This is a genomic window from Kaistia algarum, from assembly GCF_026343945.1.
In the GTDB taxonomy this organism is placed as follows: Bacteria; Pseudomonadota; Alphaproteobacteria; order Rhizobiales; family Kaistiaceae; genus Kaistia; species Kaistia algarum.
Genome location: NZ_JAPKNJ010000001.1, coordinates 273209 through 299677, shown reverse-complemented (window position 1 = coordinate 299677; position 26469 = coordinate 273209). Strand labels below are relative to the sequence as shown.

Genomic DNA, 26469 nt, shown 5'->3' with positions numbered 1-26469 from the left:
GCACTTCTCTTTCCGATTGGCGAAGAGGCCGGCGAAAGCGTTGCCCCGGACCGGCGAGGTGCCTATGGTGCGTTCGGAACCCTCCCTGCCGGATGGCGGTTATCGATTCATCCGACCCCACATGACGCCGAAGGAGTGCTTGAAATGGCTTTCGAACTTCCGCCGCTTCCCTATGACTACGAGGCGCTTGCGCCGTTCATGTCGAAGGAGACGCTCGAGTATCATCACGACAAGCATCATCAGGCCTATGTGACCAACGGCAACAATCTGCTGAAGGACTCGGGTCTGGAGGGCAAGAGCCTCGAGGACGTCGTCAAGGAGAGCTACGGCAAGAATGCTGGCCTCTTCAACAACGCCGCCCAGCACTACAACCACGTCCTGTTCTGGAACTGGATGAAGAAGGGCGGCGGCGGCAAGTCGCTGCCGGCCAAGCTGCAGGCAGCGATCGATTCGGACCTCGGCGGCTACGACAAGTTCAAGGCCGACTTCATCGCTGCGGGCACGACGCAGTTCGGCTCCGGCTGGGCCTGGGTCGCGGTCAAGGACGGCAAGCTCGTCATTTCGAAGACCCCGAATGGCGAGAATCCGCTCGTTCATGGCGCGACGCCGATCCTCGGCGTCGATGTCTGGGAGCACTCCTATTACATCGACTACCGCAACGCCCGGCCGAAGTACCTTGAGGCCTTCGTCGACAGCCTGATCAACTGGGACACGGTCCTGGAGCTCTACGAAAAGGCCGTCTGAGCCGAGCCGGCCAGGCTCGACGCAAGCTCGCCCCTCTCCCGATCGGGGGAGGGGCTTTTTTGTGACCCCCTTCGGAAGCGACCGCCATGATCCAGGCTGTCCTCTTTGACCTCGACGAGACGCTGATCGATCGCGCACCTGCCATTCGCGTCTTCGTCGCCGACCAATATCGCCGCTGCGCGGAAGTGCTGGCGGGCGTGACGGCGGAGCGCTACAGCGAAGAATTCCTTGAGGTCGAGCAGTTTGGCCGCATCGCCAAGAAGCTGGTCTATCCGCAGTTGGCCGCCAAGCTGGGACTGGACGATGGCGCCGCCGAAATCCTGCTGAACGACTATACGGCGCACTATCCGAGCTATGCCACGCTGCGCCCCGAGGCTAGGCCGACGCTTGATGCCTTGCAGGCTGCCGGAATGCCGCTTGGCATTATCACCAATGGCGTGGCGGAAGTGCAGTTCGGCAAGATCGACGCGCTAGGGCTCCGCGATCGCTTTGAGGTGATTCTCGTCTCCTCGGTCGAAGGGATCAGCAAGCCGGAGCCGGCGATCTTCCGGCGCGCCGCCGAGCGTCTCGCTTTGCCCGAGGCCTCCTGCCTCTTCGTCGGTGACAATCCGGCCGTCGATGTGATCGCGGCGGAGGCCGCCGGCATGTTGGCGGCCTGGCTCGAAAACACCGAATCTCCCTGGCCAGCGGAAGTTCCGCCACCGCGTCACAGCCTTGCAACGCTCGCCGATGTCCTGGCGCTGGTGCCTGTGGAACCGGGCGGACTCTGATGCCTTTCGTGGCGGGTTGCGGGCTGGCGCTGGTCGACGAGGGCGTTGGTCACTGCGCTCGGTCACTTGCCGACCCGACCATGCAATCGGGCTAATATAAAAAACCGACCAGATGGTTTGTTATTGAAGCCAAGTGTGCTATATGAGCCTCTGTATTGAGCCAGAGGCAAACTCGACGTGCGGCGGCTTCCTCCATCTTCGGGACATCACGGCGGGCTCGAAGCCGTTGCGAGCCTGGGGACCCCATCGCTATGGGTCGCCGGAGGCAATCTCGGGGGGCGGCAGCCCTTTGATTCGGCTTGGCCTCCTTGCGAAGATCGTGGCATTGGCGGAACCGGCGCTCGCTAGCCGCATGCAGCTGATTTCCGGACGTTGCATTAAGCTGGTCGCGTCGGATCAACCCGCCACGGAGAGAAGACATGGACAACCCAACCCGGTCGGAACGATCCCGAAACGCTGCCATTCAGGCGGCCCTCACCATCATCGCCCGGGATGGCCCGAACCGTTTGACGTTGGATGCGATCGCCCGTGAGAGCGGCATGAGCAAGGGCGGGCTGATGCATCAGTTCCAGTCCAAGGATGCGGTGTTGAAGGCGCTGATGGAGCGCCAGTTCGAGCATTTTGAAGCATTCTCGCAAGAATATCTCGCAGGTCTCGAACCCGGTACCCAGGACAGCTATCTGATTTCGCAGATCGCGGTTTTGCGCGAGGCGACCGATGGATTGGACGCAGTCGCGTTTGCGATCCTCGGCGCGGTCGCGTCGGACCCGGGTCTCCTGGCGGGCTTTCGCGAGATCGACAGCAAGCGCGCCGACCTCATCAGGGCGGAAACGGCGGATCCCGATGTCGCCATGTTGCGCCTGGTAGCGGCCCAAGGTCTCCTGCTGACGACGCTCCTAGGCTTGAGCCCCCTATCGGTCGAGGACCGTGAACGGCTCTTCGGCAGGCTACTGGACAGTTCGCAATGGCCGAGTTCGCGATCGGTATCCGCCTCCGACACTCCCAGCCAGCCATAGACGGCCCTGCCTGTCTATCGCTTCCCCGACTGCCGGCCGGCTCAGACTGGTAGAAACCGGGAGAACACTGTCGCACTGCGCAGCCGCGCTTGCGCGCTCGATTCACCATGACGCCCATAGCGCTCTGCGTGACTGCCCAGGGCCGACGATGCAACAAAATTAAAAACCGACCAGACGGTTTGCAAATTAGCAGAACGGTGCTATACCGACATCGACGGAGCAGCGATGGGTATGGCGATGGCTGGTTTGGCTTCAATGACAGGCGCAGGGCAGAGCGGGTTTACCTTCCAGGGCAACTACCGGGCGCTGGGTGAGATCGGAAGTCGGCGTGGCATGTGGATCTCAGGGGCACGCCTCCGCAGTGCGTCGTCGGCAGTTCTCTTGGCCATGAGGCTCGTCCTCGCCGGGCTCTTGACCATCCAGAGTTCGGGGCGATCCGTGTTCCTGAAGGCCGCGTCGACCCATCCCGGGCCGGGGTCTCTCTCCGATGGCAGGTTGCAGGCCGTGTGGCTGTTGTTGACGGCAACGGTGCTGATGGCGCCGTTCCTGCGCTCCCCGTCGCGGTTCGTGGACAGCATCATGATGGCCGCGTTTCTTAAGCCCGCCGTCGGGCTGGTCTGCCCGCGTTCGTGCTTCCGGACGCTGGGATAACGCGGCCATCGTGAAAGCAGGACGGTTGTCGCATTGGAGCGGCAACCGTCAGGTCAACCTTGGCTTCACGGCCGTTCTGGGCGTCGCGATTCAGTAGCCTGTTCGCGCTGGCTATCCCCGCCGGGCGCCTTCGCCGATCGCTGTCAAGCAATGAAGTCTCGGGCCAGGCACCCGCCTAGTACCGGGCCGGCAAACCCTGCTTGCAGAAGGTGAAATCCATCAGCCGCGGATACTCGGTCTGCGAGCTATAGAGCCAGGACTTGCATTCCTTGTAGGTCTTGAAGCACCCGACGCCCCAGGCGCTCCAGAGGCCGCGGTCCCATGGATCGGGCTGCGAGCCGGCGAAGCGCGAATACCAGACCTTGTTCGGGCCGAGCGTGGCGGCAAGGGCTCGGCAATCGCCCTGGCTCAGCCTGCTGGTCGGGCCAAAGCCGACCTGGGCATCGGCCGCCTGAGGTTGTGCCAGCAGCAATAGAGCTGCGACGCTCAAGGCCGATCCGACGCTGCGAGCCGATCCTATCCTGACACGGGTCATGACAATCCTCCCTGGACGATGGGGCGGCCGACGCGCCGCGTTGCTCATGATATACGCGTCGGCCCTCTTGAGGTTTCATCTTCGCTCAAAAGACCGGTGGTTCACGCCCGCCCGGCGACCTTGAGCGCGAAGGCGGTGGCAAATGCCGTCTCCTTCAGGCTGTCGAACCGTCCCGACGCGCCGCCATGGCCGGCGTCCATATTGGTCTTGAGCAGCAATTGCGCGTCGCCGAGCTTGGTTTCGCGCAGCTTCGCCACCCATTTGGCCGGCTCCCAATAGGTGACGCGGGGGTCGGTCAGCCCGCCGATCGCCAGAATCGGCGGATAGGCCTGTGCCGTGACATTGTCATAGGGCGAATAGGCCGCGATCGTCGCGAAATCGGCGGCGCTCTCGATCGGGTTGCCCCATTCGGGCCATTCCGGCGGCGTCAGCGGCAGGCTGTCATCGAGCATCGTGTTCAGCACGTCGACGAAGGGCACCTCGGCGACGATGCCGCCGAAGAGGTCCGGCGCGAGATTGGCGACCGCGCCCATCAACATGCCGCCGGCAGATCCGCCCCAGGCGACGATCTGGCCGCGCGACGTGAACTGCTCCGAGGCCAGGAATTCGCCCGCCGCGGTGAAGTCCGTGAAGCTGTTGGTCTTCTTGTCGCGACGGCCCTCGCGGTACCAGCGATAGCCCTTGTCCTTGCCTCCGCGGATATGGGCGATCGCATAGACGAAGCCGCGATCGACGAGCGACAGTCGTGTCGTCGAGAACGAAGCCGGTATCGTCATGCCATAGGCGCCGTAGCCATAAAGCAGCAGCGGTGCCGAACCGTCGAGCGGCGTGTCCTTGCGGTACAGCAGCGAGACCGGCACGGTCTCGCCATCGGCCGTCGGCGCGAAGACACGGCGCGTCACATAGGCGTCCGGATCATGGCCGGACGGCACCTCCTGCTCCTTGCGGAGCACGCGGGTCCGGGTGCGCATGTCGTAGTCATAGACTCGCGAGGGCGTCGTCATCGACGAATAGGAAAAGCGCAGGCTCGTCGTGTCGAACTCATAGCCATCGCCGAGACCCAGCGAATAGGCCTCCTCGTCGAACTCGATCGAATGTTCCTCGCCGCTGGCGAGTTCGCGGATGATGATCCGCGGCAGTCCGGCGAAGCGTTCGAGGCGGACCATGAATTCCTTGTAGACCGTGAGACCCAGGATCAGCGTCCCGGGCCGGTGCGGCACCAGATCCGTCCAGTTTTCGCGGCCCGGAGTCGCGACTGGGGTCGTCACGATCTTGAAATCCTCAGCGCCATCGGCGTTGGTCAGGATATAGAGCGTGTCGCCGTTGTGCTCGATCTCATATTCGACGCCGGTCTGGCGCGAGGCAACCAGGCGGGGCGATCCGGTCGGGTCGGCAGCGTCGAGCAGATGGACCTCCGCCGTCTCGTGATCATGCGTGTCGATCAGGATGAAACGCGCTGACTGTGTCTGGCCGACGCCGAGGAAGAAGCCGGGATCGCTCTCCTCATAGACGAGGACATCCTCGCTAGACGGCGTGTCGACGACATGACGGAACAGCCGGCAGGGACGGTGATTGTCATCCAGCACCGTATAGAACAGCGTGGCGCTGTCGGCCGCCCAGACGGCGCCGCCGGTGGTGCCCTCGATATTGTCGGTGAGATCGGTGCCGGTGTCGGCTTCGCGCAGCTTGAGCGTATAGGATTCTGAGCCGCGATCGTCGAAGGACCAGGCGATGAGACGGTGATCCGAGCTGTGATCCGCACCGCCGAGATCGAAATAGGCGAGGTCCTTCGCCATGGCGTCGGCATCGATCAGGATGGTTTCGGGGCCGCCGTCGCGCGGGGTGCGGACGATCAGCGGATGCTGCGCACCTTCGACAAAGCGGGTGGAATAGGCGTAGGGCCCGTCCTGTGCCGGCACGGAGGAATCATCCTCCTTGATGCGGGCACGCATTTCCTTGAACAGCGCCGCCTGCAAGGCTTCGGTGTCGGCCATTTCGGCTGCAGTGTACGCGTTCTCGGCATCGAGATGGGCACGGATCTCGGGATCGAGCACCGACGGGTCCCGCATCACCTCCTGCCAATTCTCGGCACGCAGCCAGGCATAGTCGTCGGTGAGCGTCACGCCGTGGTGGTGCGTGATCACGGGCCGCTTGGCGGCGATGGGTGGCTTCAAGAAGAAGGCTCCTGAACAAAGATGGTGCGATAAGGCGGTCCCGCGCCCCTTCCTTGCCCCGATCGGGCGAGCGCTTCAAGACGGTTCCGCAACTGGATGCCGGATGCAGCGGCGAGACTGCAGGGCAGCGCCTCGGCACAGGGGGCGCCAATCAGCCTGCGACGGGGAACGGCGCCGCTGTCTGCCTTCTAGATGGGGGCCGCTGCGAGGCTCGCAAGCGGCATGGATCCGCATCCGCAGACCTAGCCGGAGGCTTTTCCTGCCCCTGTCGGTCCACTTTGGCTTGGGATCACGGCCGTACCGTGCTTTTCTGGCCGCGACTCGAACGAATCGACGTGGGACGAACAGCGGAAGGAGAGAGACGCCCCGATGCTTCGCACGATCAGCCTGGCCTTGTTTCTCTTTGCCTTCTGGCTTCTGCTTTCCGGACACTACACGCCTTGGCTGATCGGCTCAGGCGCCGTCGTCTCGGTCGCCCTCGCCTTGGCTGGCCGCCGTCTCGGCTTCTCGGATGAGGAAGGCCACCCGGTCGATCGCCTGCCTGCGGGTCTTGCCTATTGGTCCTGGCTGCTCACCGAGATCGTGAAGTCCTCGCTTCAAGTCGCTCGGGTGGTCGTCGATCCGAAGCTGCCAATTACGCCGAGGCTGTTCGAAATCAAAATGGACCTGCGCTCGGCCGTCGGTGTCGCAACCTATGCCAATTCGATCACGCTGACCCCTGGCACGGTGACGGTCGGCGTCGACCGTGAACATGATCTCCTGCGCGTCCACGCCTTGACCGCCGAGGGAGAGGCCGGATTGCGGGCCGGCGAGATGGAGGCCCGTGTCCGGCGCTTCGAAGGGGAGACCTGACATGCTCGCCGCCGCCCTGTTCGCCATTCTCGTCTCGATCGCTCTTCTGGTCGTCCGTGCGTTGCGCGGTCCGACCGTGTTCGACCGACTGCTCGCGGCCAATTCGATCGGCAATGGCGCCATTCTCGTCCTCGCGCTGTTTGGCTTCCTCACGGGGCGGCCGGAATTCCTCGACCTCGGCCTGACCTATGCATTGCTCAACTATGTCGGCGCCTTCGCCGTCCTGAAATTCTATCGCGAGGGTTCGCTGGGTGCCGCGCCGGAGGATCGCGCGTGATCGACCTGGCCCGGGAAATCGTCGGCGCGCTTTTCCTCGTCGCGGGTGGGACCTTCTTCCTGATCGGTGCGATCGGCGTCCATCGGATGCCGGATCTCTTCACCCGTATCCATGCCGCGTCGTTGGCCGATACGGCCGGCGTCGGGCTCGTCCTCATTGGCTTGATGGTCTATGGCGGTCTCACACTCGTTACCGTCAAGCTCGTCTTTCTCCTGCTCTTTCTGATGTTCATGGGCCCCGTGGCAACGCATGCGCTCGCCGCTGCTGCACTGCAGGCCGGACTGAAGCCGGGGGCTGAAAAGCGGCATGCGTCATCTCCGGCGAGGAAGACGCCGGTGACCCGCAAGGGCAGGGGAAAATCGCGATGATGTCCGATCCCGCTATCGTTGAGCCGATCCTGACGCTCGTCCTGCTCATCCTGCTGGCGATCGTCACTTTCGGCATCGTCAGGGTGCGCGGCCTCTTCGCGGTGGTGATCCTGCTTGGAATCTATTCCTTCCTGATGGCGACGCTGTTCGTCGTGCTGGATGCCGTCGATGTCGCGATGACCGAGGCTTCGGTCGGTGCCGGCATCTCGACCGTCCTGTTCCTCGGCGCGCTCTATCTGACGGATGTCAAGGAAGCGACGGGCAAGGCACGTCACGTCGCCCCGCTGCTCGTCGCCGCCGTCACGGCAGGGGTCCTCATTTGGGGGCTGAGCGACCTCCCCGAATTCGGTTCGGCCGACCAGCCGATCCATGCGAAAGGCCCTGACTATCTCGCGCGCTCGCTGCCCGATACGGGCATACCGAACGTCGTCACCTCGGTCCTCGCCAGCTATCGCGGCTTCGATACGCTCGGCGAGACGGCGGTGGTCTTCACCGCGGCTATCGGCGTGCTGGCGCTTTTTGCTCGGCGCCGCAGCGAGCGAAAGGGCTGAGCGATGCGCCTTGACGTCGTCCTCCGCGTTACTACCAAGTTCATCCTGGCGCCGCTGCTGCTCTTCGCTCTCTATGTGCAGTTTCACGGCGACTACGGCCCTGGCGGCGGCTTCCAGGCCGGCGTCATCGCGGCGGCGGCCATCATCCTCTATGCGTTGATCAACGGTGTCGGAGCGGCACAGCGGATCATGCCGCAGGCTGTGCTGGAAACACTGATTCCGGCCGGTGTGCTGGTCTACGCGCTGGTCGGCGTCGCCGGCATGCTGACCGGCGAGAACTTCCTCGGCTATGACCATCTGGCCCATGACAAGGTCCACGGCCAGGAATGGGGCGTCTTCCTGGTCGAGGCTGGCGTTTTCATCACTGTCTTCTCCAGCATGATCGGCATCTTCTACGCCTTCGCCGGCCGGAGGCGCGCCTGATGCTGATCGATCCGCTGATCGCCTCGGCAACCCGCATCGTCACGGTTTTCCTGATGGTGGCCGGTCTCTATGTGGTCATCGCCCGCGGCAACATGATCAAGAAGCTGGTCGGATTGTCGCTGTTCCAGTCATCGGTCTACCTGCTCTTCATTCTGCCCGGAAAGATCATCGGCGGAACGGCGCCGATCCTGGATTCACGCTTCCCTGTCTACGCTCATCCTCTCCCGCATGTCCTGATTCTCACCGCGATCGTCGTCGGCATCGGCACGCTGGCGCTGGGCCTGGCGCTGGTGGTCCGCACCCGCGAGGCATTCGGGACCATCGAGGAGGACGAGATCATCGCGCGCGAGGGTGCGAAGGCTAGCCGTGACGGGGAGGGGGCATGATCGCTGCCCATTTGCCGGCCCTCGTCGTCCTGCTGCCGCTCTTCGGGGCGCTGCTGGCGGCGCTGTCGCGGAATGGAGCCGCAGCCTTCGTCGTCGCGATCGCAGCGACCTTCGCTTCCGCCGTGATCGCCGCGATGCTGCTGGTCGAGGTGCAATCCGCAGGCGCCGTTTCCTACCATATGGGCGGCTGGGCGCCGGAACTCGGCATCGAGTATCGCATCGACGCGGTCAACGCGCCGATCCTGCTGCTGGTCTCGGTGATGGGCGTCGCCGCGCTCGTCTATGCGCGCGTCTCGGTGCTGGCCGAGATGATCCCGGAGCGGATCGCCTGGTACTACACGATGATGCTCGTCTGTCTGACGGGCTTGCTCGGCATGGCCGCGACGGGCGACGCCTTCAACGTCTTCGTCTTTCTCGAGATATCGTCGCTCTCGACCTATACGTTGATCGCACTCGGTCGTGACCGCCGCGCGCTGGTCGCCGCCTATCAATATCTGATTGTCGGTACGATCGGGGCAACCTTCTACGTCATCGGCGTCGGCCTGCTCTATCTCTCCACCGGCACGCTCAATCTCGGCCTCATCGTCGAGCGTTTGCCGGATGTAACGAGCCCGCGCGCGCTGATTGCAGCGGAGGCCTTCATCGTCGTCGGCATCGCGCTGAAGCTGGCGTTGTTCCCGCTCCATGCGTGGCTGCCCAATGCCTACGCCTATGCGCCGTCCTCGGCCTCTGCGCTGCTCGCCTCGACCGCTACTAAGGTCGCCGTCTATCTGCTCGCCCGCTATCTCTTCGGCGTCTTCGGCATCCATCGCAGCGTTGGGCAGGTATCGATTGCCGATGCGCTTATGGTGCTGTCGATCGCGGCGATGGTCGCGGCTTCTCTCGCCGCAATCTTCCAGAACGACATCAAGCGGTTGCTCGCCTTCTCCTCGGTGGCGCAGATCGGCTACATCACGCTCGGCCTCGCCATCGCCAACGAGGCTGGCATGACCGGCGCGTTCCTGCACATCTTCAACCACGCGCTGATGAAGGGCGCGGCCTTCATGGCGGTTGGGGCGATCCTGCTGAGCACGGGCTCGTGCAAGCTCGACGAACTCGCCGGCATCGGCCGCACCATGCCTTTGTCGGCTGGAGCGCTCACGGTTGCCGGCCTCGCCCTCATCGGCGTGCCCGGCACGAGCGGCTTCGTCTCGAAATGGTATCTGGTGCTCGGAGCCTTCGATGCCGGCATGCCATGGCTTGCCATCCTGATCGTCGCGAGTTCCGTGCTCGCGGTTCTTTATGTCGGCCGCATTCTCGAGGTCGTGTGGTTCCGCGAACCATGCCAGCGCTCGCTGGAGGCGAGCGAGGCGCCGGCCGGCGTTCTGGTCCCGACGTTGGCGCTCGCCGCGCTCACGATCTATTTCGGCCTCTCGGCCAGCTTCCCGGTCAGTCTCGCCTCCAATGCGGCAACCGCGCTGCTCGGAGCGAGGCCGTGAGCGGCGCCCTGATCCTCGCTCTCGCGATACCGGGCGCCGGGGCGCTTGCGATCGCGCTATTATCCCGCTTTCCGAACTGGCGCGAAGCGGCAACGCTGGCAGCGGCGGTCGGCCTCTTCATCACAGTCTGCGACCTTCTCGTCGGCGTGCTGAATGGCGAACGGCCGGCGCTGCACCTCGCCACGCTCGCACCGGGATTGGAACTGGCACTCCATATCGATCCGCTCGGCATGCTGTTCGGCATCGTCGCCTCGACGCTCTGGGTCGCCAATTCCGTCTATTCGATCGGCTATATGCGCGGCAATGACGAGCCGCGGCAGACCACGTTCTATGTCTGCTTTGCGCTGGCGATTACGGCGACCATGGGGCTCGCCTTTTCCGGCAACCTGCTGACGCTGTTCCTCTTCTACGAGATGCTGTCGCTCACGACCTATCCACTCGTCACACACAAGCGCTCGCGCGAGGCGATGCGGGCCGGGCGAATCTATCTGCTGACGCTGATCGGCGCCTCGATGATCCTACTGCTGCCGGCGATCGTCTGGACCTATGCACTAGCCGGCACGCTCGATTTCAAGGCCGGTGGCATCCTCGCCGGCAAGCTCGGCCCGACCGCGATGGCGGTGCTGCTCGCGCTCTTCGTCTTCGGCGCCGCCAAGGCCGCCGTCATGCCGCTGCATCGCTGGTTGCCGACGGCGATGGTGGCGCCGACGCCGGTCTCGGCGCTGTTGCACGCCGTCGCGGTGGTGAAGGCCGGCGTCTTCACCATTCTGAAGGTCGTCGTCTCGATCTTCGGCATCGAGACGCTGCAGCAAACCGGAGCGTCCGCCTGGCTGGTCTATGTTGCGGGATTCACGATCGTCTCCGCCTCGATCGTGGCGCTCCGGGCCGACGACCTCAAACGCCGCCTGGCTTATTCGACCGTCAGCCAGCTCTCCTATATCGTCATGGCCGCGGCGCTTGCCTCGCCGCTCGCCGTCATGGGCGCCGCGATCCACATCGCCGCGCATGCCGTGTCCAAGATCACGCTGTTTTTCGCCGCGGGCTCGGTCTACACGGCCGAACACGTCACCAAGGTCAGCCAGATGCAGGGCATCGGCCGCCGCATGCCCTGGACCATGGCTGCCTTCTCGGTGGGTGCGCTCTCCATGATCGGCCTGCCGCCGACAGCCGGCTTCCTGGGAAAATGGTTCATGCTCGGCGCGGCCGGCACGGCGACGAACTGGTTCGCGGTCGGCGTGATCCTCGTATCGACAGTGCTCAATGCTGCCTATTTTCTGCCGATCCTGACGCGCGCCTTTATGAAGGGCGATGACCGCCCCGTGCGTGAGGCGCCGCTGCCCATGGTGGTAGCGCTGACGGCAACCGCGATCGGCACGATCCTGCTCTTTTTCCTGCCCGGCGTACCGCTGCGCCTCGCCAGCGCGATCTTGGGAGGGTGACATGGCCCGTATCCGAACCGCCTTCCCGTTGAGCCAGCCCCAGCGCCTTTCCCTCCTGGCCGCGATCGTCGTGCTGGCCGTCCTCGTCATCGTCGATTTCTTTGTCGACCATCACGGCGCCTTCGGCATCGATGGAACACCCGGCTTTGCTGCCTGGTTCGGCTTTGCGGCGGCGGTCCTCTCGATCGCCCTTTCGATCGGATGGGCGAGCCTTGCCGCTGGAAAATCGCGAGGTCGCAATGACTAACGCGCTCGCCTCGCTTTCGCCCGCCTACCCGCTGTTTGCCGGCGCCCTGGCTATTCTGCTGTTGCGCGGTCTTCTGCAGGACCTGGCTTTCAGCGTTGCCCCCCTTGCCGCGCTTGCGCTGGTCTGGCTCATCCCGCTTGGATCCGGTCCATCCCTGGAATGGCTCGGCCTCGGGCTCCATCCGGTCGCCTCCGACTGGATCGCTCGCCTCTTCGGAACGGCCTTCGCCATCGCCGCCTTCTTCGCCGCCATCTATGCCCTCGACCGGCGTTCGACCTCGGAACGGGCTGCGGCGCTGCTCTATGCCGGGGCGGCGCAGGGCGTCGTCTTTGCCGGCGACTTGCTGACGCTGTTCGTCTACTGGGAGGTGATGGCGATCGGTTCGACGCTCGTCGTCCTCGGCGGCGGCGCGGAGCGCGCAGGCCTGCGATATGCGTGGATGCACGTCTTCGGCGGCGTGCTGTTCTTCGCCGGGCTCACCATTGTCGCCTCGGCGCCGGAAGGCTTGGCACTGCGGTCGCTGAGGGCCGATTCGTTCGGCACCTGGTTGCTGCTCGCCGGCATTCTCGTCAATGCCGGCGCGCCGCCGGTCTCGGCCTGGGTGGTGGATGCCTATCCGCGCGCCTCCTGGGCCGGCGCCGTCTTCCTTTCCGCCTTCACCACCAAGGCCGCCGTCGCGGTCCTGATCCGCCTGTTTCCGGGGGAGCCGGTACTCGTTGCCGTCGGGTTGTTCATGGCCGTCTATGGCCTCGTCTATGCGCTGATCGAGAACGACATCCGACGCATGCTGTCCTATTCGATCGTCGGCCAGGTCGGCTTTATGGTCGTCGCCGTCGGGATAGGCTCGCCGCTGGCGCTGGCCGCTGCCGCCACCCATGCCTTTGCGCATATTCTCTACAAGTCACTCCTGATGATGGCCGCGGGCTCGGTGCTGCGGGCGACGGGAACTTGCCGCCTGACCGAACTGGGCGGCCTCGCCTCGCGCATGCCGGCAACGGCGGCCGCGGCTGTCGTCGGCGGGCTGTCGCTCGCTGCGGCGCCGCTTACCGCCGGCTTCGTCTCCAAATCGGCAATCATGGCGTCGCTCACCGATGCCCATGCGGCTTTGCCCTGGTTTGTGCTGACTGCCGTTTCCGCCGGATCGTTCCTCTATGCCGGCCTGAAGCTGCCCTGGTTCGCCTTCTTCCACGGTGCGGCACCGGCAAAACTGGAGCGGCTGCCGCGTTCGATGATCGTGGCGATGATCGCCCTGTCGGTCATGAGCCTCGCGGCCGGGATCGTGCCGGGGCTGCTTGCCGGATTGGCGCCGGAAATCGCGTCTGTATCGGTGCTCACGCCCGATCACGTGGTGTTCCAACTCCAACTGCTCGGTGCGTCGATCGTTTGTTTCATTTTGTTGATGAAGTTACTTTGGCCTGTGGTTCGCGTTACCATGGACTTCGACTGGCTCTGGCGTGAGCTTCCAACGTCGGCTTACAGATGGGCCAGCCTAGGAATGACGCGCGTTAACGCTTGGATTCAGCCGGAACTTGCTGCTTTCAGGTCACAATGGGGCGGCTTTCTGCCAGTCTGGTCGGTTCGGCTGCTGGAAGCGGGTAATTGGCGGACGGGAGATATCGCGCTGGCGGCGACCGCGCTGCTCGCCATCGCACTGTTGATTGCCGCATTCTGAACGCAATATCGACGTTTGCATGCAATGCTGGATAGGTTGTGACGAGACGAATCGCCACGATGTGAACTCTACTGAATATCGAGCAGGCCGACTTATCGCTTGTATTCGCAGTAACTGGATTATATAGAAGCCTGCGAATAGCGGATTCAACGTGGTTTCGGGTCGATTCATGTCTCGCGCGAAGATGCGGTGGCTGGGACCCTGATGACCAAGATGATCAGTATTGCCACGGCAATTTTCCCGAGCAAAAATCGAGGTAAGCGATGACCATAAGTGAGAAGACCCCAAACACAGATCTGATTGATCTTACGGCGGACATCGTTTCCGCTTACGTGAGCAACAATTCGATCTCGGCGCATGATCTGCCGGGACTGATCTCTGAGGTCTTCCAGGCGCTCAATCGTACGCATGGCGGCGTTGTGGAGGCCGAGCCCGAGCCGTTGAAGCCGGCCGTCAACCCGAAGAAGTCGGTGTTCCCCGACTTCATCGTCTGTCTCGAGGACGGCAAGAAGTTCAAGTCGTTGAAGCGCCATCTGCGTACGCACTACGACCTGTCGCCGGAAGAATATCGCGAAAAGTGGGGCCTGCCGGCTGACTATCCGATGGTTGCGCCCAGCTATGCGGCGGCCCGTTCCGAACTGGCGAAGAAGATGGGCCTCGGTCAGCAGCGCAAGCGCCGCTGATCAGTGTCTGAAGTGTAGGGAAGGGCCCGGCATCGTTCGGGCCCTTTTCTTTTGTGCGCCGCCGTCGTGGGTGCGGCCGCGCGAAGTGATGATCTGGCGAAGTGGTCCGGCGTATTGGGTCCGCCTTTTCGATCCGAGCCGATGCGGATATCGTTCATTCCGGCTAATGGGCTCGGACGACGAACGGCGATGACGCAGCGATCCGGACGATGGGCGGTCGCGATAGGGCATGCGGCAGTGTGCCTGTTGCTGCTCGGCAATGCACTCATGCCGGGTTCGGCCTTGAGCCAGCCGGTGGAGAGCCGATCGGAGCCGACAGGCGCGCACTATGGCCCCGTGGAGGCGATCCTCCTGCGGTCTACCCTTATCGCGATCAATCAGGCGAATGCCACGGGCGAGTACAAGGTGTTGGGAGCGCTGATCGCGCCGGATGTCGCCCAGAAGCTCTCCGTCGCTTCGCTGGAGGCGATATTCAGGCCCTGGCGCGACAAGCGGCGCGATATTGGCTTTGCCGTCATTGCCGAACCGGCGTTCCAGACAGCGGCCGTCCAGCCTTCCAGCGGCGAACTCTGGCTCGTTGGGACGGTGCCGACACCTGGATTTGAACTCGAATTCGACTTCGCCTTCCGCAAGGTCTCCGATCGCTGGCTTCTGGCGCGCTTTTCCATCGCCGACGGAACGCTGACGATCAGTTCGGCGGTGCCGCCTCCTGCGAAACGGACCGTCGTGGTTGCTCCGATCGGAGGCGCCGAGACCGTGTCGAGCGAGGTCCCGCTGAAGAATCCGCCCCTGCCGCCGGATCGTCCCTGGTTCTGACGAGCGCGCCGGCCATCGTATCCGCAAAGAAATCTATCCCCGGTCCGTGAAACTGACTTACCCTATCATAGGAAGAAATTCCTAATTATATACTTGACGTACCGAGTCCAATTTGCGACAAATGGGCCAAGGAGATACGCCATGTTCGACATCACCGCCGCGATCTACACCGACGCAGACAAGGCCCGCGAGCACCTTGAGGCTCTGCATTGGCCGAATGGTCCGATCTGCCCTCATTGCGGCAATGTCGATCCGACGCGCATCACCAAGCTTCAGGGCAAGTCGACCCGTCCCGGCGTCTACAAGTGCAAGGAATGCCGCGAGCCCTTCACCGTGACCGTTGGCACCGTGTTCGAGCGCTCCAAGATTGCCTTGAACAAGTGGGTTCTCGCCTCGCACCTCATGGCTGCGTCCAAGAAAGGCATGTCTGCCCACCAGATCCACCGCATGCTCGGCGTTACCTACAAGACCGCTTGGTTCATGTGCCATCGCATCCGTGAGGCCATGGCCGAAGATGTGAAGTCCGCCGGACCCATGGGCGGCTCTGGTAAGATCGTCGAGGCCGATGAGACCTATTTCGGCAAGACCGATATCCAGCCGACTGAGACGACTTCAGGCCGTCCTTTCATCAAGAAGGGCAAGACCGGCCCCTCCGGAAAGCGCGCCGTGGTCGGCCTTGTCGAGCGCGGCGGCAAGGTCCGCATGTTCCATGTCGAGAAGGCCGACGTTGCCACCGTCCGCGATATCCTCGTTCGCAACGTTGATCGCCGCTCGGAATTGCACACCGACGAAAGCCGCCTCTATGTCACCGCTGGCAAAGAGTTCGGCACTCATGAGACGACCAAGCATTCGGCCGGCGAATATGTCCGCTACGAAGGCGAGCGCGTGATCCATTCCAATTCGATCGAAGGCGCCTTCGGCCTGTTCAAGCGCGGAATGAAGGGCATCTACCACCACTGCGGCGAGGCGCACCTGCACCGCTATCTCGCGGAATTCGATTTCCGCTACAACCGCCGCACCGCGCTCAAGTTCACCGATGCAGAGCGCGCCGAGGAATTGCTTCTTGGCGCCCGTGGCAAGCGCCTCACCTATCGGCGGCTTGACGAAGCCCGCCTCGCGTAAGCAGCAGGCCAAACGCATGCTCGCAATGCGACGAAATCAACCCCCTTGACCGTTCCGCTTTGCGTCGATTGCGTCATTGAGCCGCTTTCGTTGAATTTCTTTCAACGAAAATGGCATCCACAGCGACGCCCAAAATCCCAGCGTAACGAGAAACAGGCAGACTCTTTGCAGGTGTACATACACGTCGCTCTTGGCGTCAGTCATTCCAAATATTACGATAACAATTAGAATAATTATATACAGAACAAATATATCCATATTCCTGTGTATTTTTCTCTGCGTTTCCGAGGCCAATACAACATTATATCGCCATGATTGATCCATAAGCATACTTGGATCTCCAAGTATTGAAATAATTGCAAATAGAACACCGGCAAGGACTGAGAATACTGTTGCGATCATCGAGAGCATGTCGGTCGAATTAGACAGTCTCTCTCCGTATTGGTGAGCTATAAATAACGAAACAATTACGCCGGCGGCAAACCATGCGAGCCGTCCATAGGCGATTTGCCGTTTTGGCGATGTCATTGCAAACTATCGAGGAACGCTAGCCCTTGCGTCCACGCCAAATTATGATTTAGATAGGCGATCGCCTGCGGTTGAGTATAGTGTCCGCGCACAAGCAATTGATCTCTGCTATAGTCATTACCTTTTGTCGTTCGTATCTTAAATTCATCGTCCTCTTCGATTACTTGCGTCGCTAGCTCTGTCAGACTTTGGATCTTATCCAGTTGAGCGTTATTCCTGAAATTTAGAACGAGGCGAACATTTGCCGTCGCGAGGCGATCGAGATCGGCCTCATCGAAATCATCGTGAATTCGCGCTGACAGAGCGTTTCGTATGGCGGCCCCCAAGGTCTCACTCATCGAGCGAGGCTGCGCCTCAATATGCTGATTGGCTTCGACTTCACTTATGTCTAGGCCCATATCGAGCAAGCTAATGCCCTCGGCAATCAATCGGGCGACCATAGCGGGATCCGCGTGGGCGGCCAGGAACATCTGGTTAGCTATGTCCATTCCAGCATCCAAGCCTACCAGCCCGCGCAACGCGCGCTCGACGAAGCCGGCCCGAACGTGGCCCAGCGAAACGAATGAGAGGTTGTTGCCGCGGATGGTCATCGCCACTTCGCGTTCAGTGAATTCTGAGTCCGCTGGCGCCGAGGCTTCAGTAAGATCGCCACTTAGGACGCCTTGCACGTGGGGACTGATGCCCCTGCGACCGCCTGTCACATGGGTAGCAAAATGGAGGCAGACAGCCGGCCCGCGAAGCTCACGATGTCTGAGCTCGAAGATCTCTCCGGCAATCTCGAAACTTGTCTGATCGACAGTTTGGCGAGCCGCCAATGACGCTTGTAGCAAACCAGTCAGGTTATGGTCTGCGTTAACCCAGCGCACTTGCCTATAGTTTATGGATTTTCGCATGTTATCCCCCCATCAGGAGGATAAAAGCATACTATCTCTCAGGTTGCGAATCCTCTTGATCTCGCTCTGTTGAGGGAGGGCGAGGCGGCATTTGCGTCCCTTCATGCGGCTTTGGTGGCGTCTTCAGCATACGCCGGAGAATGTCGTCGCCCCGCTGGGGGTCCGGCTGCGCCTCAGTGGATTGCGTCATATCCGACCGCCTCCCGTACTATCCGCTTCACCGCGTCACGCTCGGCTTTTGCGTAGCGAGGAACTGCGTCCAACCTGTTGTCCGCCTTCTGTCTCAGCGCTTGCGTAGTCGACGTTTCGTTTTCCAGCATCGCAGTGACTTTGAGCGGAATATGAGCCTCAAGATGAGCAAACATGTGAAGCTGGATCGCCTGATACAGCTTCGTTGCCGACGTGACGATGAAAAGCGCTACCGGCTCTCTCCCCTTGGCCTCGATTACGAGGTCTGGAATTTCTTCCGAGAGCTGGTCTGATACGGGCTCCCCTTCACGAATTACCGCTCGGTCTCCGATCTCGTCACGAAGCGCTTGAATCACGTCCTCGCGAAAACTGCTTTCGACGCGCTCGATCGTCAAATAGGCCAAATCCTGGACGCGGAGCATGAGCGCCAAGAACGAGAGCGCAGCCTTGGGCAAGTCGTCTTCGGCAATGCCGGCGCGAACAATTTCCATATTCACTTCGTCGAACGTCGCGCCATACTCAGAGAGCAACCCCTCGAAAAGGCTGCGGCGCGTTTGCGCGTCCAGCGTGGCGCCCATTGATTCCAGCATGGGCACGACCGATCCGCCGTCAATGAGACGATACTGGCCGTCCAGATCCGGCCCTATGGCGTAAAACCCGACCGCATCGCCGTCCAGATTCGTATAGGCGGTCGAGATGCCATAGCCGTTCCGCATCTGGTTCACAGACAGGGAATTGCAGAACTGGGCGCATATGAGCTTCTTCACGGCCTTGCTCGAAACGAAAGCAGATCGGGCGGGTCGAGGCGGAAACGCTTTTGGATGACCGTCAAGGCGGCGTTGTCGCTCATAGGTGACGATGTGCCCGCGAAATTCTGTTGTCGATGTATGGATCTGCCACCTGGCAGCCTCACTCCGGGCGGCCTCGCTAGCCCTGGCGTTATCTTGCTCACTTCATCGCAGTTGACGTGAATGTGCCAACCAGGATGGGTGCCGTGATATTCCCAGCTGCATAGAACGGTCATGTCGCTGGCGTGTTCCAAAGCGAGATGCGCTTTGAACTCGTCAATATCTTGACGATAGGCCGCCAAAATTCGGAATGACGCGCCAAGAGCCTCAAAGCGTATCAGGCGCCATCGATGCGAGGCGCCATAACGAAGGCATGCGCCACGACGCTTCGTCAGCGGGAAGACGTGCTTCCCCATCTGATCGTTTGTCCACTTTCCCCAATCAGTCACAACCTTTGGGGATGCAATGACGTTGGATACCCTCATGCTCAATGTCATAGCGCAGAGCGGTTAAGGCGTCCTTGTCGATTTTCATAAGCGCCGGCCTGTCGCCCGAATCAGTACCCATTCCGCCCGCGCGGTACGTCAAGTATATAATTAGGAAGAAATTCCTATCGTTAAGCGTAAGGGTTGTGTCGGGGAGTATTGAATGTTCGCTGAACTCGATGGCTGGTCGCGCGGAAGCGGAAGCGGTGGCAAGGGCAACGGGCGGGAGGGCTTGGGGAGGCTACTCGCCGAGACCGTGGGGGATGCGCTCCGCGTCGATCCGGATCGACTGTCCCGCAAGGGCAGGGGCGACGCCCGCACGGCCTTCGCGCGGCATGTTGCGATCTATCTCGCCTGCACCCGGTTTGGCCTTTCCTTCACCGAGGCTGGAAGGCTCTTCGGCCGCGACCGGACGACGGCGGCCTATGCCTGCCGTCGCATCGAGGAAGAGCGTGACGAGGCCTCCACCGATCGGTTCGTCGATCAACTCGATCGATCCATTGGCTGGCAGCTCCTCCGCCCGGCAGACAGGGAGGTCGCGGCGTGAAGAAGGATCCAATCGAATCCCGGCTCATCCGACGCCTCGCTGCCGGCAACGGCTACCTTCTGGTCGAGGGCGATATGATCCGTCTGCTCGTCGGCGCGAACAGCGAGCCAGTCGTGGTGGACCCAGCGGTCTTCCGGCGCGTCCGGGCGAGCGGGGCGCTTCGGGAAATCTCGGAGGGACGCTGGGAGCTGTCAAGGCCAGGCCTCGCGCTGGCTCGTCGCCTCGCAGCGGTCGACGGTGATTTTCGCCGGCAGCACCAGTCCCGCAGTCATCAGCGCATCGGCGATGGAGTTAAGGCGCAATGGGTAGCCGTCGATCTCGGCGAGAGCCCACTTGCCTGGCTCCGGTCGCGCAAGGGGCGGGACGGCGAGCCCATGATTGCCGACGCGTCCTTCCAGGCTGGGGAGCGGCTCCGTAGCGATTTTACGCGCGGCCAGATGATGCCCAGCGTGACGTCGAACTGGAGCCTTGCATCGCCAGCGAACCATCGCAGCGGTTCAGCTGGCGGCAAGGGCGAACTGACCGACGCGGCGCTGGCGGCGCGGATCCGCGTCGAGCGCGCGCTCACCGCTCTGGGGCCGGAATTGTCCGGGACGGTGGTCGATTTCTGCTGCTTCCTGAAGGGGATCGAGACAATCGAGCGCGAGCGCAATTGGCCAAAGCGTTCCGCTCGTCTCGTCCTGCAACTCGGGCTCTCCGCGCTCGCCCGCCACTACGGATTTGTGCGCGAGGCGATCGGCCCGCAGCCTCGAGGAAGCCTGACGGGGACAAGACGTTCGGACGTGGCGTGATCAGGCGGCCGTAGCGGCTTCGTCCCGGATGCGCTTCACCATCGAGCGGAGCCCGTTCGAGCGCTGTGCCGTCAGGTGCTCCTTGAGGCCAAGGCGGTTGAATACCGCCTCGGCGTCGGTTGCAACAATGTCGCGGGCCTGCCTGCCCGAGAAAATGGCGATCACCAGCGCAACCAGGCCCTTGACGATCAAAGCATCGCTGTCGCCGACCAGATCGAGATGGATACCGTCCACTTCCGGCCGCTTCGTGGTCTGCAGCCAGACCTGACTCGCGCAGCCTTGTACCCGGTGGGCCTCGTCATGAGCCTCTTCAGCGAGCGGCGCCAAGGTGCGCCCCAGCTCGATCAGATAGCGGTAGCGATCCTCCCAGTCATCGAGAAAGGCGAAATCCTCGAGGATCTGGTCGATGGGCGGGGTGGCGGCACGTGGGTCCATGGCAGTCATATAGCGTCGTCGGACGGCAATCGGAACCACAAGCAGAAAAACGCCGTGGACGAGGGCAGGACCCGTCGACGGCGCCCTGCGAAGTGCCGCTGGGAAGCGTGCAACTGCTGTCAGGCCTTGCCCCCGACCGCCGGCGCGCGCCAGGTTGGGCCGAGATCTTCCTGCCGAAGCGTTCCGCGCGCCGCCTCGTGGGCCGGATCGGCTTCCTGCCCCGGGTTGCCTGCGAGCTTGCTGTTGATGACGCCGTAGATCAGCGAGACCCCTTCGCGTGCCTTGCTGCCGAAGGTCGCGAGCGCAGCGCCGCCGTTCGAGCAGACCTCCGGCTGGCGCGTGCACATGCCGGCCATGTCGATGATGGCGCCGCGTGCTGCGACGATCGCATCGAACGCGTTGGCGCCAGGTCCGGACGAACCGTCCTTGGAGTCGAGGGGGAGGAGAAAGACGACGAGGGTGAGCCAGAAGGCGGCGCGAAACAGGAACATTACAAGCCCTTCGGTACGCACGATCGAACCACAACGTCACGGTTTTCCGTGATCTTGATGCCGTTGTACAGGTGCCGGTTGAAGGGCCGGTTCAACAGAAGGTCTGTATTCGATTCAAATTGTATCGATCCCGGAAACCTCCCCTTGTCCCGTTCGGTACCCTTCAGCGTTCCTTAAGCCCGCACCGCCACAATGGGTGCATTCCGGAGATCAACTTCCGGCGTGTTGCCGTAGGCCGGAACTGGGCGTTGCCTGTCGTGTTGCGTATGACGTTTTCCCCCGAACCGGTGCTGCGGATCCTGGACGGCATGGTCCACGAATCGGTGGGCAGTGACATGCAGAGAGCCTCGCGGCACCGCGCCTTTCTCGCTGGACATCTGCTCGCCGGGCTGCTCGCGCTGCTGGCGCCGACGCTGTTCCTGGCAGTCGCCGGACGGCCCCAGCCGGAAACGGCCGTCGCCTTCCTCTGGCTGCTGGCACCGCTGCCGATCGCCGCGTTTCTGTCACGGACTGGCCGTCTCGAAGCGGCGCATCTCCTGTCGAGCGGCGCCTTCGCCGGCTTCCTGGCCTATCTGGCCGTGCTGACGGGCGGTATCCTCTCGCCGGTTCTCATCTGGCTCGCCGTCGTGCCGGCAGAGGCCGCCCTTTCCGGATCGAGGCGAATCACCATCGCCGGCTCGGCGCTCGCGGCCCTGGCGCTGCTCGCCGTCGCCGCGATTGATTTCCTCGGGCCGATCCACGTTCCCATCCTGCCGGACCGCGCGCTCGCCATCACCGTCCTTGGCGGGGCGATCCTCTATGCCGGTGGCCTCGCGCTTCGCATCCAACGTATTCACGCACGGGCCGAGAAGAAGGCGCGGGAGGGCGCGGGGCGCTACCGCCTGCTGGCTGACAACGCCACCGACCTCATCACGCGTCACGGCGTTTCCGGCGATGTCGAATTCGCTTCGCCTGCCGCCCGCGCCATCGTTGGCTGCGCATCGGCCGATCTGATGGGCGACGGGCTCTTCAACCGCGTCCACGTCGCCGATCGGCCCAAGTTCCTGCAGGCACTGTCGGAGGCCGACCGTACGGGCAAGGCCGTCTCCGCCGAGTTCCGCCTTCGCCGCGGCGACCTTGCTTCACGGCCTGAATTCATCTGGCTCGAAATGCGCTGCCGCCCGGCGATCGACCCGGCGGATGCCGGCCGGACGTTGGTTGCCGTCACCCGCGACGTCACGGTGCGCAAGGAGTACGAGGCGGCGTTTGAGGACGCGCGCGCCGAGGCGGAGCAGGCGAGCCACGCTAAGGGCCAGTTCCTTGCCAATATGAGCCACGAACTGCGCACGCCGCTGAATGCCATCATCGGCTTCTCCGACATGTTGCAGCAGGACATGGCCGGAAAGTTCGATGCAGCCCGCAAGCGCGAATATGCGCGCCTCATTCATGCTTCCGGCGAGCACCTGCTCGAAGTCGTCAACAGCATCCTCGACATGTCGAAGATCGAGGCCGGGCGGTTCGAGGTAGCCAGGGAGAGCTTTGCGCTGGGCCCGGTCGTCGATGCCTCACTGGAGATGGTGTCGCATCAAGCATCCGTCCGCAGCTTGACGCTGGTCCGCGATGTGCAGGCCGATCTGCCGGAGATTGTCGCCGATCGCCGCGCCTGTCGTCAGATTCTTGTAAATCTCCTCTCCAATGCCGTGAAATTCACGGAAGCCGGTGGCCGCGTGAGCGTGGTGGTGCGTCTGGAGCGCAACCATTTCGTCATCGAGGTTTCCGACAACGGTATCGGCATATCCGCCGCCGACCTGCCGCGGATTGGAACGCCCTTCCTGCAGGCCGACGCCAACTACGACCGCCGCTATGAGGGCACCGGCCTCGGCCTCTCCGTCGTCAAGGGCCTCGTCGCCCTGCATGGCGGCAGCCTCTCGATCACCAGTGTGCTCGGTCGCGGCACGACGGTCAGCATCCGCCTGCCGGCGGGCGTTGTCGCGATCGACCGGGCTCCCGTGGACCGGATCCAAGTGAGGGAGCGCAAGATTGCCTGAACCCTCCCGCCGCAACCGCCCGCTCGCCCGCCACCGGGATGTCTATACCGAGGCCGACGGCCTTTTCGGCCGACTGGCCGATCTCGTGATCGAGAATCCTGTCCGCTCCGGTGGCTTTGTCATTATCGCGCTCATGTCCGGCGCGATCATCACCAACGCCGCCTTTTTCCAGACGGCGCGGCATCCCGATCCGTTTTTCGTCACGCGGCCGGAGCCCTCGGCGAGCGCTCCGGCACCAGCGGCTGTTCCGGCCGCCGCTCCGTCTGCTGGTGCCGCGACCCCGGCTCCCGCTGCCGGACCGTCGGCGACGCTCGTCCAGCCTGCCGAAATGCCCGCGCAGCCGCAAGATCCCGCGCCCGCGGCACTTCATCAATCGGCCAATGGAACGCAGCCTCCCGTCCGGCCGAAGGCGAAACCCGTTGCATCGGCCCCGAACAGCACAGGGGTCTCCAAGCTGGCGGCTGCCCCCGAGGTGTCCGATCCAGCCGCCATCGCCGGTCTCGTCGGCGACACGCAGCGCGCGCTTGCTGCCTCGAATTTCTATGATGGGCCGGTGGATGGCCGGCTCGGGCCACAGACCCGCGCTGCCATATCGAGCTTCGAAATGAAGATCGGCCTCATCCCGACCGGCCAGCCGACGCCGCGCTTGCTGCAACAGATCCGCCGCGGCTATCCGCCTGTCGCCGAACCTGCATCCACGGGGTCGATCGGAGCCGCGGATCCGAGGCTGAAGCGCATCCAGCGCGCGCTGAACGAGATTGGCTATGGACCGATCCCGGAAGATGGCCGTGACGGCGCGAAGACTGCAGCAGCGATCCGCCGCTTCGAGACCGACAACCGTCTGCCGCCGACCGGCCGCGCTAGCGACGCTCTCGCTGCCAAGCTGGTGCTGATCGGCGCCATGCCGTCGGCCTGATGACCATGTCGGCGCGAGTCACCTCGGCATTCTGGATGTCCGCCTATGTTCGGCGCGTCTTCGTCGAAGGCGCGTTCGCGGCCGTGGTTCGCCGCGGCTCCGAGGAGGCAGGTGCCATCTTCGTCATCGTCGACCGTCTCGACGGCACGGCCGATCTCTATAGCCAGGCGCCACAGTCGGCGTTTGGCGATCAACGGCCGCGGGACCGCCTGTTCATGCGAGTAATGGAAGCGGCCGAGCGGCCGGACCTTTCCAAGCGCATCGAATCGGAGCTGCGCTTCGATCCGGATCTCTGGCTGGTCGAGATCGAAGAGCGTACGGGTCGCAGCTTCCTCGAGACCATCGATCCGGACAAGCTCTGAGGCCGTTGGGCTTTCGCCGAGCGTGGTCTGTTCCCGTCTCGATCAAAGGCGCCTTAACCCGCCGTCCGCCTCTCCGCCGCGGGCTCTTCCGGGCGCCGCAATGTCTCGGCGCGCAGCGTGCTTCGAAGAGGCAGATCGGCGAACATAGGTTGATGCGCCCGCGCTCGCGGTTGACCAGATTCCTCACGCCAACCGCCGACAATGCGACCGGCCGCCTCCCGGCCCACTTCGCCAGTGAGGCGCGCGAGACGGAAGAACGCATCGACCGCGCTCGATATCACGGGATTGGCGAATAGAAGGATCTGATGCGTTTCGGCGTCGGAGAGGCCGATCGCGCGAAGCAGCACCACAAGCGCCTCGCCGGAAGGATCGTCGGCGATCGCGGCGACATCGTCCGCGCCCAGCTTCAGTCCCGTCGCAAGGGTGCGAAGCAGGGCATCCCGTTGGCGCTGGCGGGCGAATTGTGAAACGCGGGCGCTGCTGAGCGCGATGCGGAATGCCTTGTCGGCATCCAGAATGGTCAGCCCTGGATCCGCCGGCCCGACGCGGCCGCAAAGGCGGGCGAGCGCTTCCGTGCGGCCCCGCGCATCGAGCGACAGAAACTCGGCGAGGCGGACTGAGTTCGTATCCGCCGGTGCCGGTTCCACCGGCTCGGCTTCCGCTGGCGCGGGCTCGGCGGCTTCTGCGGCCGGCCGGTCTATCTCGGTACTCGCCTCAACGAGCGATGGCGGCTCATCTACCGTGCCGTCGAGGTCGACCGCCGGCTCGGCGGTATCGCTTTCGGGCGCTACGATGGTTGTTGCCACGGCAGGCTCGACGACCGCTTCCCGCTTCGGGATTGGCCGCAAGGCCGAGAAGCTCGCCATTTCGAGGCTGAGAGCAGCCGTCATCGCTCGCGCGGCCGCGAATACCTCCCGCGCCTCGGGCGTGCGCACCGCGGCAGGGGGCAGGGTCGGCTCAGCAGCGACAGGTGCAAGTCTTGGCGCGGGAGCAGGCGGCGCTGCGGGGACGGCCGGAACCGCCATAGCGGGCGCTGTCGGAGCAACGTCTTGGCGGGCTGCAATGGGGCTTTCGGGATAGTGGCGCAGCAATTCGATCGTCTCGGCGTCACCGACGAGCCGCAAGGCGCCGACCACCGGTGCCGGCAACTCTGGTCGCTGCGCGATCTGGCGGTGATGCGCCGGGCCGGTCGAGGAAAGAATCGAGAGCAGGTCGATCTCAGAGACCGTCTCCGAGCGGCGGAGGATAGGGGAGGCGATCTCGATCAGGTCCTTGCCAAGCATGCGAAGCACGGAGGCGGGCGCATCCTTGGTCTTGGACAAGCGCTCGGCGACGAACGCCCGGTCGCCGGCCGAAACCTTGCCGAGGAAATGGGTCGCCAGTTCCTCGAAGCGCCGTATCTCGTCCGGGTCGTGCCGGGACGCAAGCGAGAACAGCTCGGTCGTCGCCCGCAGCAAGGCTGCATCTCGGCTCTGTTGATTGGAAACGGCCATGGCCATGAGACCATCCGAGGGAAAGGAAGGATGCATGATTACGCGGGTACCGGAGAGCGTCGGGCTCGGTAGTCATTCTGGACGCCAAGTCGTTAGCGGACTGTTAACCTTGCTCGGAGGTAAATGAATTGTAGACAGATGCGAGAGACCGCCGGACAGTTGGGGCGTCGATCCAGTCAGACGGATCTCCGAAGGAGGTCGTATGGCAGTGATACTTCCATTCGCGCCGGAGAAGCGGCGAAGGTTCAGCCCGGCTCGGCCGGGAGAGCGGCGCGGCGAGATCGTCATATTTCACGGCGTCCGCATCGACCGGCTCCCGA

At 63.2% G+C, this 26469-nt stretch carries 30 protein-coding genes; 22 read left to right on the top strand and 8 right to left on the bottom strand.

Annotated elements, in window-relative coordinates; all coding sequences use genetic code 11:
• Positions 1–144 precede the first annotated feature (144 nt).
• The 4 genes from OSH05_RS01515 (at position 145) to OSH05_RS01500 (ending at position 3181) form a co-directional block, all read left to right on the top strand.
• On the top strand, positions 145–744 hold the full coding sequence (locus OSH05_RS01515; protein ID WP_104218502.1) for a superoxide dismutase: 600 nt from the start codon (positions 145–147) through the stop codon (positions 742–744).
• A gap of 86 nt (positions 745–830) precedes the next feature.
• Entirely contained in the window at positions 831–1514 is a 684-nt protein-coding gene (locus tag OSH05_RS01510) for an HAD family hydrolase (RefSeq protein ID WP_104218501.1), read from the top strand.
• 419 nt (positions 1515–1933) lie between these two features.
• Positions 1934–2530, top strand: coding sequence for a TetR/AcrR family transcriptional regulator (locus tag OSH05_RS01505; protein ID WP_104218500.1), 597 nt, complete (start codon positions 1934–1936; stop codon positions 2528–2530).
• 225 nt (positions 2531–2755) lie between these two features.
• On the top strand, positions 2756–3181 hold the full coding sequence (locus tag OSH05_RS01500; protein WP_104218499.1) for a hypothetical protein: 426 nt from the start codon (positions 2756–2758) through the stop codon (positions 3179–3181).
• A 175-nt stretch (positions 3182–3356) separates the two neighbouring features.
• Here the strand turns inward: OSH05_RS01500 and OSH05_RS01495 are convergent, their stop codons facing one another.
• Positions 3357–3716: a hypothetical protein gene (locus OSH05_RS01495; protein ID WP_133163082.1), complete on the bottom strand. Its 360-nt coding sequence runs from the start codon at positions 3714–3716 to the stop codon at positions 3357–3359.
• Between the two features lie 101 nt (positions 3717–3817).
• The gene (locus OSH05_RS01490) at positions 3818–5890 is read right to left on the bottom strand and encodes a S9 family peptidase (protein WP_104218497.1); all 2073 of its coding nucleotides are present in this window, start codon (positions 5888–5890) and stop codon (positions 3818–3820) included.
• Positions 5891–6259: 369 nt separating this feature from the next.
• Here OSH05_RS01490 and OSH05_RS01485 point away from each other — a divergent pair, with 369 nt between their 5' ends.
• The 13 genes from OSH05_RS01485 (at position 6260) to OSH05_RS01425 (ending at position 16204) form a co-directional block, all read left to right on the top strand.
• On the top strand, positions 6260–6742 hold the full coding sequence (locus OSH05_RS01485) for a Na+/H+ antiporter subunit E (protein WP_104218496.1): 483 nt from the start codon (positions 6260–6262) through the stop codon (positions 6740–6742).
• 1 nt (position 6743) lies between these two features.
• A complete protein-coding gene (locus OSH05_RS01480) occupies positions 6744–7019 on the top strand; it encodes a monovalent cation/H+ antiporter complex subunit F (RefSeq protein WP_104218495.1) in 276 nt (91 codons plus the stop codon).
• Positions 7016–7387, top strand: a complete 372-nt coding sequence (mnhG, locus tag OSH05_RS01475) for a monovalent cation/H(+) antiporter subunit G (protein WP_104218494.1) — start codon at positions 7016–7018, stop codon at positions 7385–7387. Before OSH05_RS01480 ends, mnhG begins: the two co-directional genes overlap by 4 nt.
• A complete protein-coding gene (locus tag OSH05_RS01470; RefSeq protein WP_266352015.1) occupies positions 7384–7938 on the top strand; it encodes a DUF4040 domain-containing protein in 555 nt (184 codons plus the stop codon). The genes mnhG and OSH05_RS01470 overlap by 4 nt, the downstream gene beginning before the upstream one ends.
• Before the next feature lie 3 nt (positions 7939–7941).
• Positions 7942–8361 (top strand): Na(+)/H(+) antiporter subunit B, encoded by a 420-nt coding sequence (locus tag OSH05_RS01465; RefSeq protein WP_104218493.1) that lies wholly within the window; start codon positions 7942–7944, stop codon positions 8359–8361.
• Complete coding sequence (locus OSH05_RS01460; RefSeq protein WP_104218492.1) at positions 8361–8747, top strand: cation:proton antiporter subunit C; 387 nt, start codon at positions 8361–8363, stop codon at positions 8745–8747. Before OSH05_RS01465 ends, OSH05_RS01460 begins: the two co-directional genes overlap by 1 nt.
• On the top strand, positions 8744–10225 hold the full coding sequence (locus tag OSH05_RS01455) for a monovalent cation/H+ antiporter subunit D family protein (RefSeq protein ID WP_104218491.1): 1482 nt from the start codon (positions 8744–8746) through the stop codon (positions 10223–10225). The genes OSH05_RS01460 and OSH05_RS01455 overlap by 4 nt, the downstream gene beginning before the upstream one ends.
• Complete coding sequence (locus tag OSH05_RS01450) at positions 10222–11664, top strand: proton-conducting transporter transmembrane domain-containing protein (RefSeq protein WP_207778727.1); 1443 nt, start codon at positions 10222–10224, stop codon at positions 11662–11664. The genes OSH05_RS01455 and OSH05_RS01450 overlap by 4 nt, the downstream gene beginning before the upstream one ends.
• A 1-nt stretch (position 11665) precedes the next feature.
• Complete coding sequence (locus OSH05_RS01445; RefSeq protein WP_133163081.1) at positions 11666–11911, top strand: hypothetical protein; 246 nt, start codon at positions 11666–11668, stop codon at positions 11909–11911.
• Complete coding sequence (locus OSH05_RS01440) at positions 11904–13583, top strand: proton-conducting transporter transmembrane domain-containing protein (RefSeq protein ID WP_165801543.1); 1680 nt, start codon at positions 11904–11906, stop codon at positions 13581–13583. The genes OSH05_RS01445 and OSH05_RS01440 overlap by 8 nt, the downstream gene beginning before the upstream one ends.
• A gap of 263 nt (positions 13584–13846) precedes the next feature.
• A complete protein-coding gene (locus OSH05_RS01435) occupies positions 13847–14266 on the top strand; it encodes a MucR family transcriptional regulator (RefSeq protein WP_207778726.1) in 420 nt (139 codons plus the stop codon).
• 189 nt (positions 14267–14455) lie between these two features.
• The gene (locus OSH05_RS01430; protein WP_104218488.1) at positions 14456–15082 is read left to right on the top strand and encodes a hypothetical protein; all 627 of its coding nucleotides are present in this window, start codon (positions 14456–14458) and stop codon (positions 15080–15082) included.
• Between the two features lie 141 nt (positions 15083–15223).
• Positions 15224–16204 carry an IS1595 family transposase gene (locus OSH05_RS01425; protein WP_104218487.1) on the top strand — a complete coding sequence of 327 codons (981 nt, stop codon included), beginning with the start codon at positions 15224–15226 and terminating at the stop codon, positions 16202–16204.
• A gap of 524 nt (positions 16205–16728) precedes the next feature.
• Here the strand turns inward: OSH05_RS01425 and OSH05_RS01420 are convergent.
• From OSH05_RS01420 to OSH05_RS01410, 3 genes are all read right to left on the bottom strand, one after another.
• Positions 16729–17322 carry a hypothetical protein gene (locus OSH05_RS01420; RefSeq protein WP_133163079.1) on the bottom strand — a complete coding sequence of 198 codons (594 nt, stop codon included), beginning with the start codon at positions 17320–17322 and terminating at the stop codon, positions 16729–16731.
• A gap of 476 nt (positions 17323–17798) precedes the next feature.
• Positions 17799–18581 (bottom strand): DUF1828 domain-containing protein, encoded by a 783-nt coding sequence (locus tag OSH05_RS01415; protein WP_104218484.1) that lies wholly within the window; start codon positions 18579–18581, stop codon positions 17799–17801.
• Positions 18578–19087, bottom strand: a complete 510-nt coding sequence (locus tag OSH05_RS01410) for a hypothetical protein (protein WP_133163078.1) — start codon at positions 19085–19087, stop codon at positions 18578–18580. Before OSH05_RS01410 ends, OSH05_RS01415 begins: the two co-directional genes overlap by 4 nt.
• Before the next feature lie 163 nt (positions 19088–19250).
• On the opposite strand from OSH05_RS01410, the gene OSH05_RS01405 reads away from it, so the two are divergent.
• The gene (locus OSH05_RS01405; RefSeq protein WP_104218483.1) at positions 19251–19634 is read left to right on the top strand and encodes a helix-turn-helix domain-containing protein; all 384 of its coding nucleotides are present in this window, start codon (positions 19251–19253) and stop codon (positions 19632–19634) included.
• A complete protein-coding gene (locus OSH05_RS01400) occupies positions 19631–20425 on the top strand; it encodes a DUF6456 domain-containing protein (RefSeq protein ID WP_104218482.1) in 795 nt (264 codons plus the stop codon). Before OSH05_RS01405 ends, OSH05_RS01400 begins: the two co-directional genes overlap by 4 nt.
• Here OSH05_RS01400 and OSH05_RS01395 read toward each other — a convergent pair whose 3' ends face one another.
• Positions 20426–20869: a SufE family protein gene (locus tag OSH05_RS01395; RefSeq protein WP_266352014.1), complete on the bottom strand. Its 444-nt coding sequence runs from the start codon at positions 20867–20869 to the stop codon at positions 20426–20428.
• A gap of 110 nt (positions 20870–20979) precedes the next feature.
• Complete coding sequence (locus OSH05_RS01390; protein WP_104218480.1) at positions 20980–21351, bottom strand: DUF5330 domain-containing protein; 372 nt, start codon at positions 21349–21351, stop codon at positions 20980–20982.
• Between the two features lie 266 nt (positions 21352–21617).
• On the opposite strand from OSH05_RS01390, the gene OSH05_RS01385 reads away from it, so the two are divergent.
• The 3 genes from OSH05_RS01385 to OSH05_RS01375 are packed head-to-tail and all read left to right on the top strand — an operon-like array spanning position 21618 to position 24656.
• The gene (locus OSH05_RS01385; RefSeq protein WP_104218479.1) at positions 21618–23378 is read left to right on the top strand and encodes a PAS domain-containing sensor histidine kinase; all 1761 of its coding nucleotides are present in this window, start codon (positions 21618–21620) and stop codon (positions 23376–23378) included.
• A complete protein-coding gene (locus tag OSH05_RS01380) occupies positions 23371–24294 on the top strand; it encodes a peptidoglycan-binding domain-containing protein (protein ID WP_104218478.1) in 924 nt (307 codons plus the stop codon). Before OSH05_RS01385 ends, OSH05_RS01380 begins: the two co-directional genes overlap by 8 nt.
• Positions 24294–24656: a DUF1491 family protein gene (locus tag OSH05_RS01375; protein ID WP_323181328.1), complete on the top strand. Its 363-nt coding sequence runs from the start codon at positions 24294–24296 to the stop codon at positions 24654–24656. Before OSH05_RS01380 ends, OSH05_RS01375 begins: the two co-directional genes overlap by 1 nt.
• Positions 24657–24709: 53 nt before the next feature.
• Here the strand turns inward: OSH05_RS01375 and OSH05_RS01370 are convergent, their stop codons facing one another.
• On the bottom strand, positions 24710–26155 hold the full coding sequence (locus OSH05_RS01370) for a DUF2336 domain-containing protein (RefSeq protein ID WP_165801542.1): 1446 nt from the start codon (positions 26153–26155) through the stop codon (positions 24710–24712).
• Positions 26156–26469: the final 314 nt, after the last annotated feature.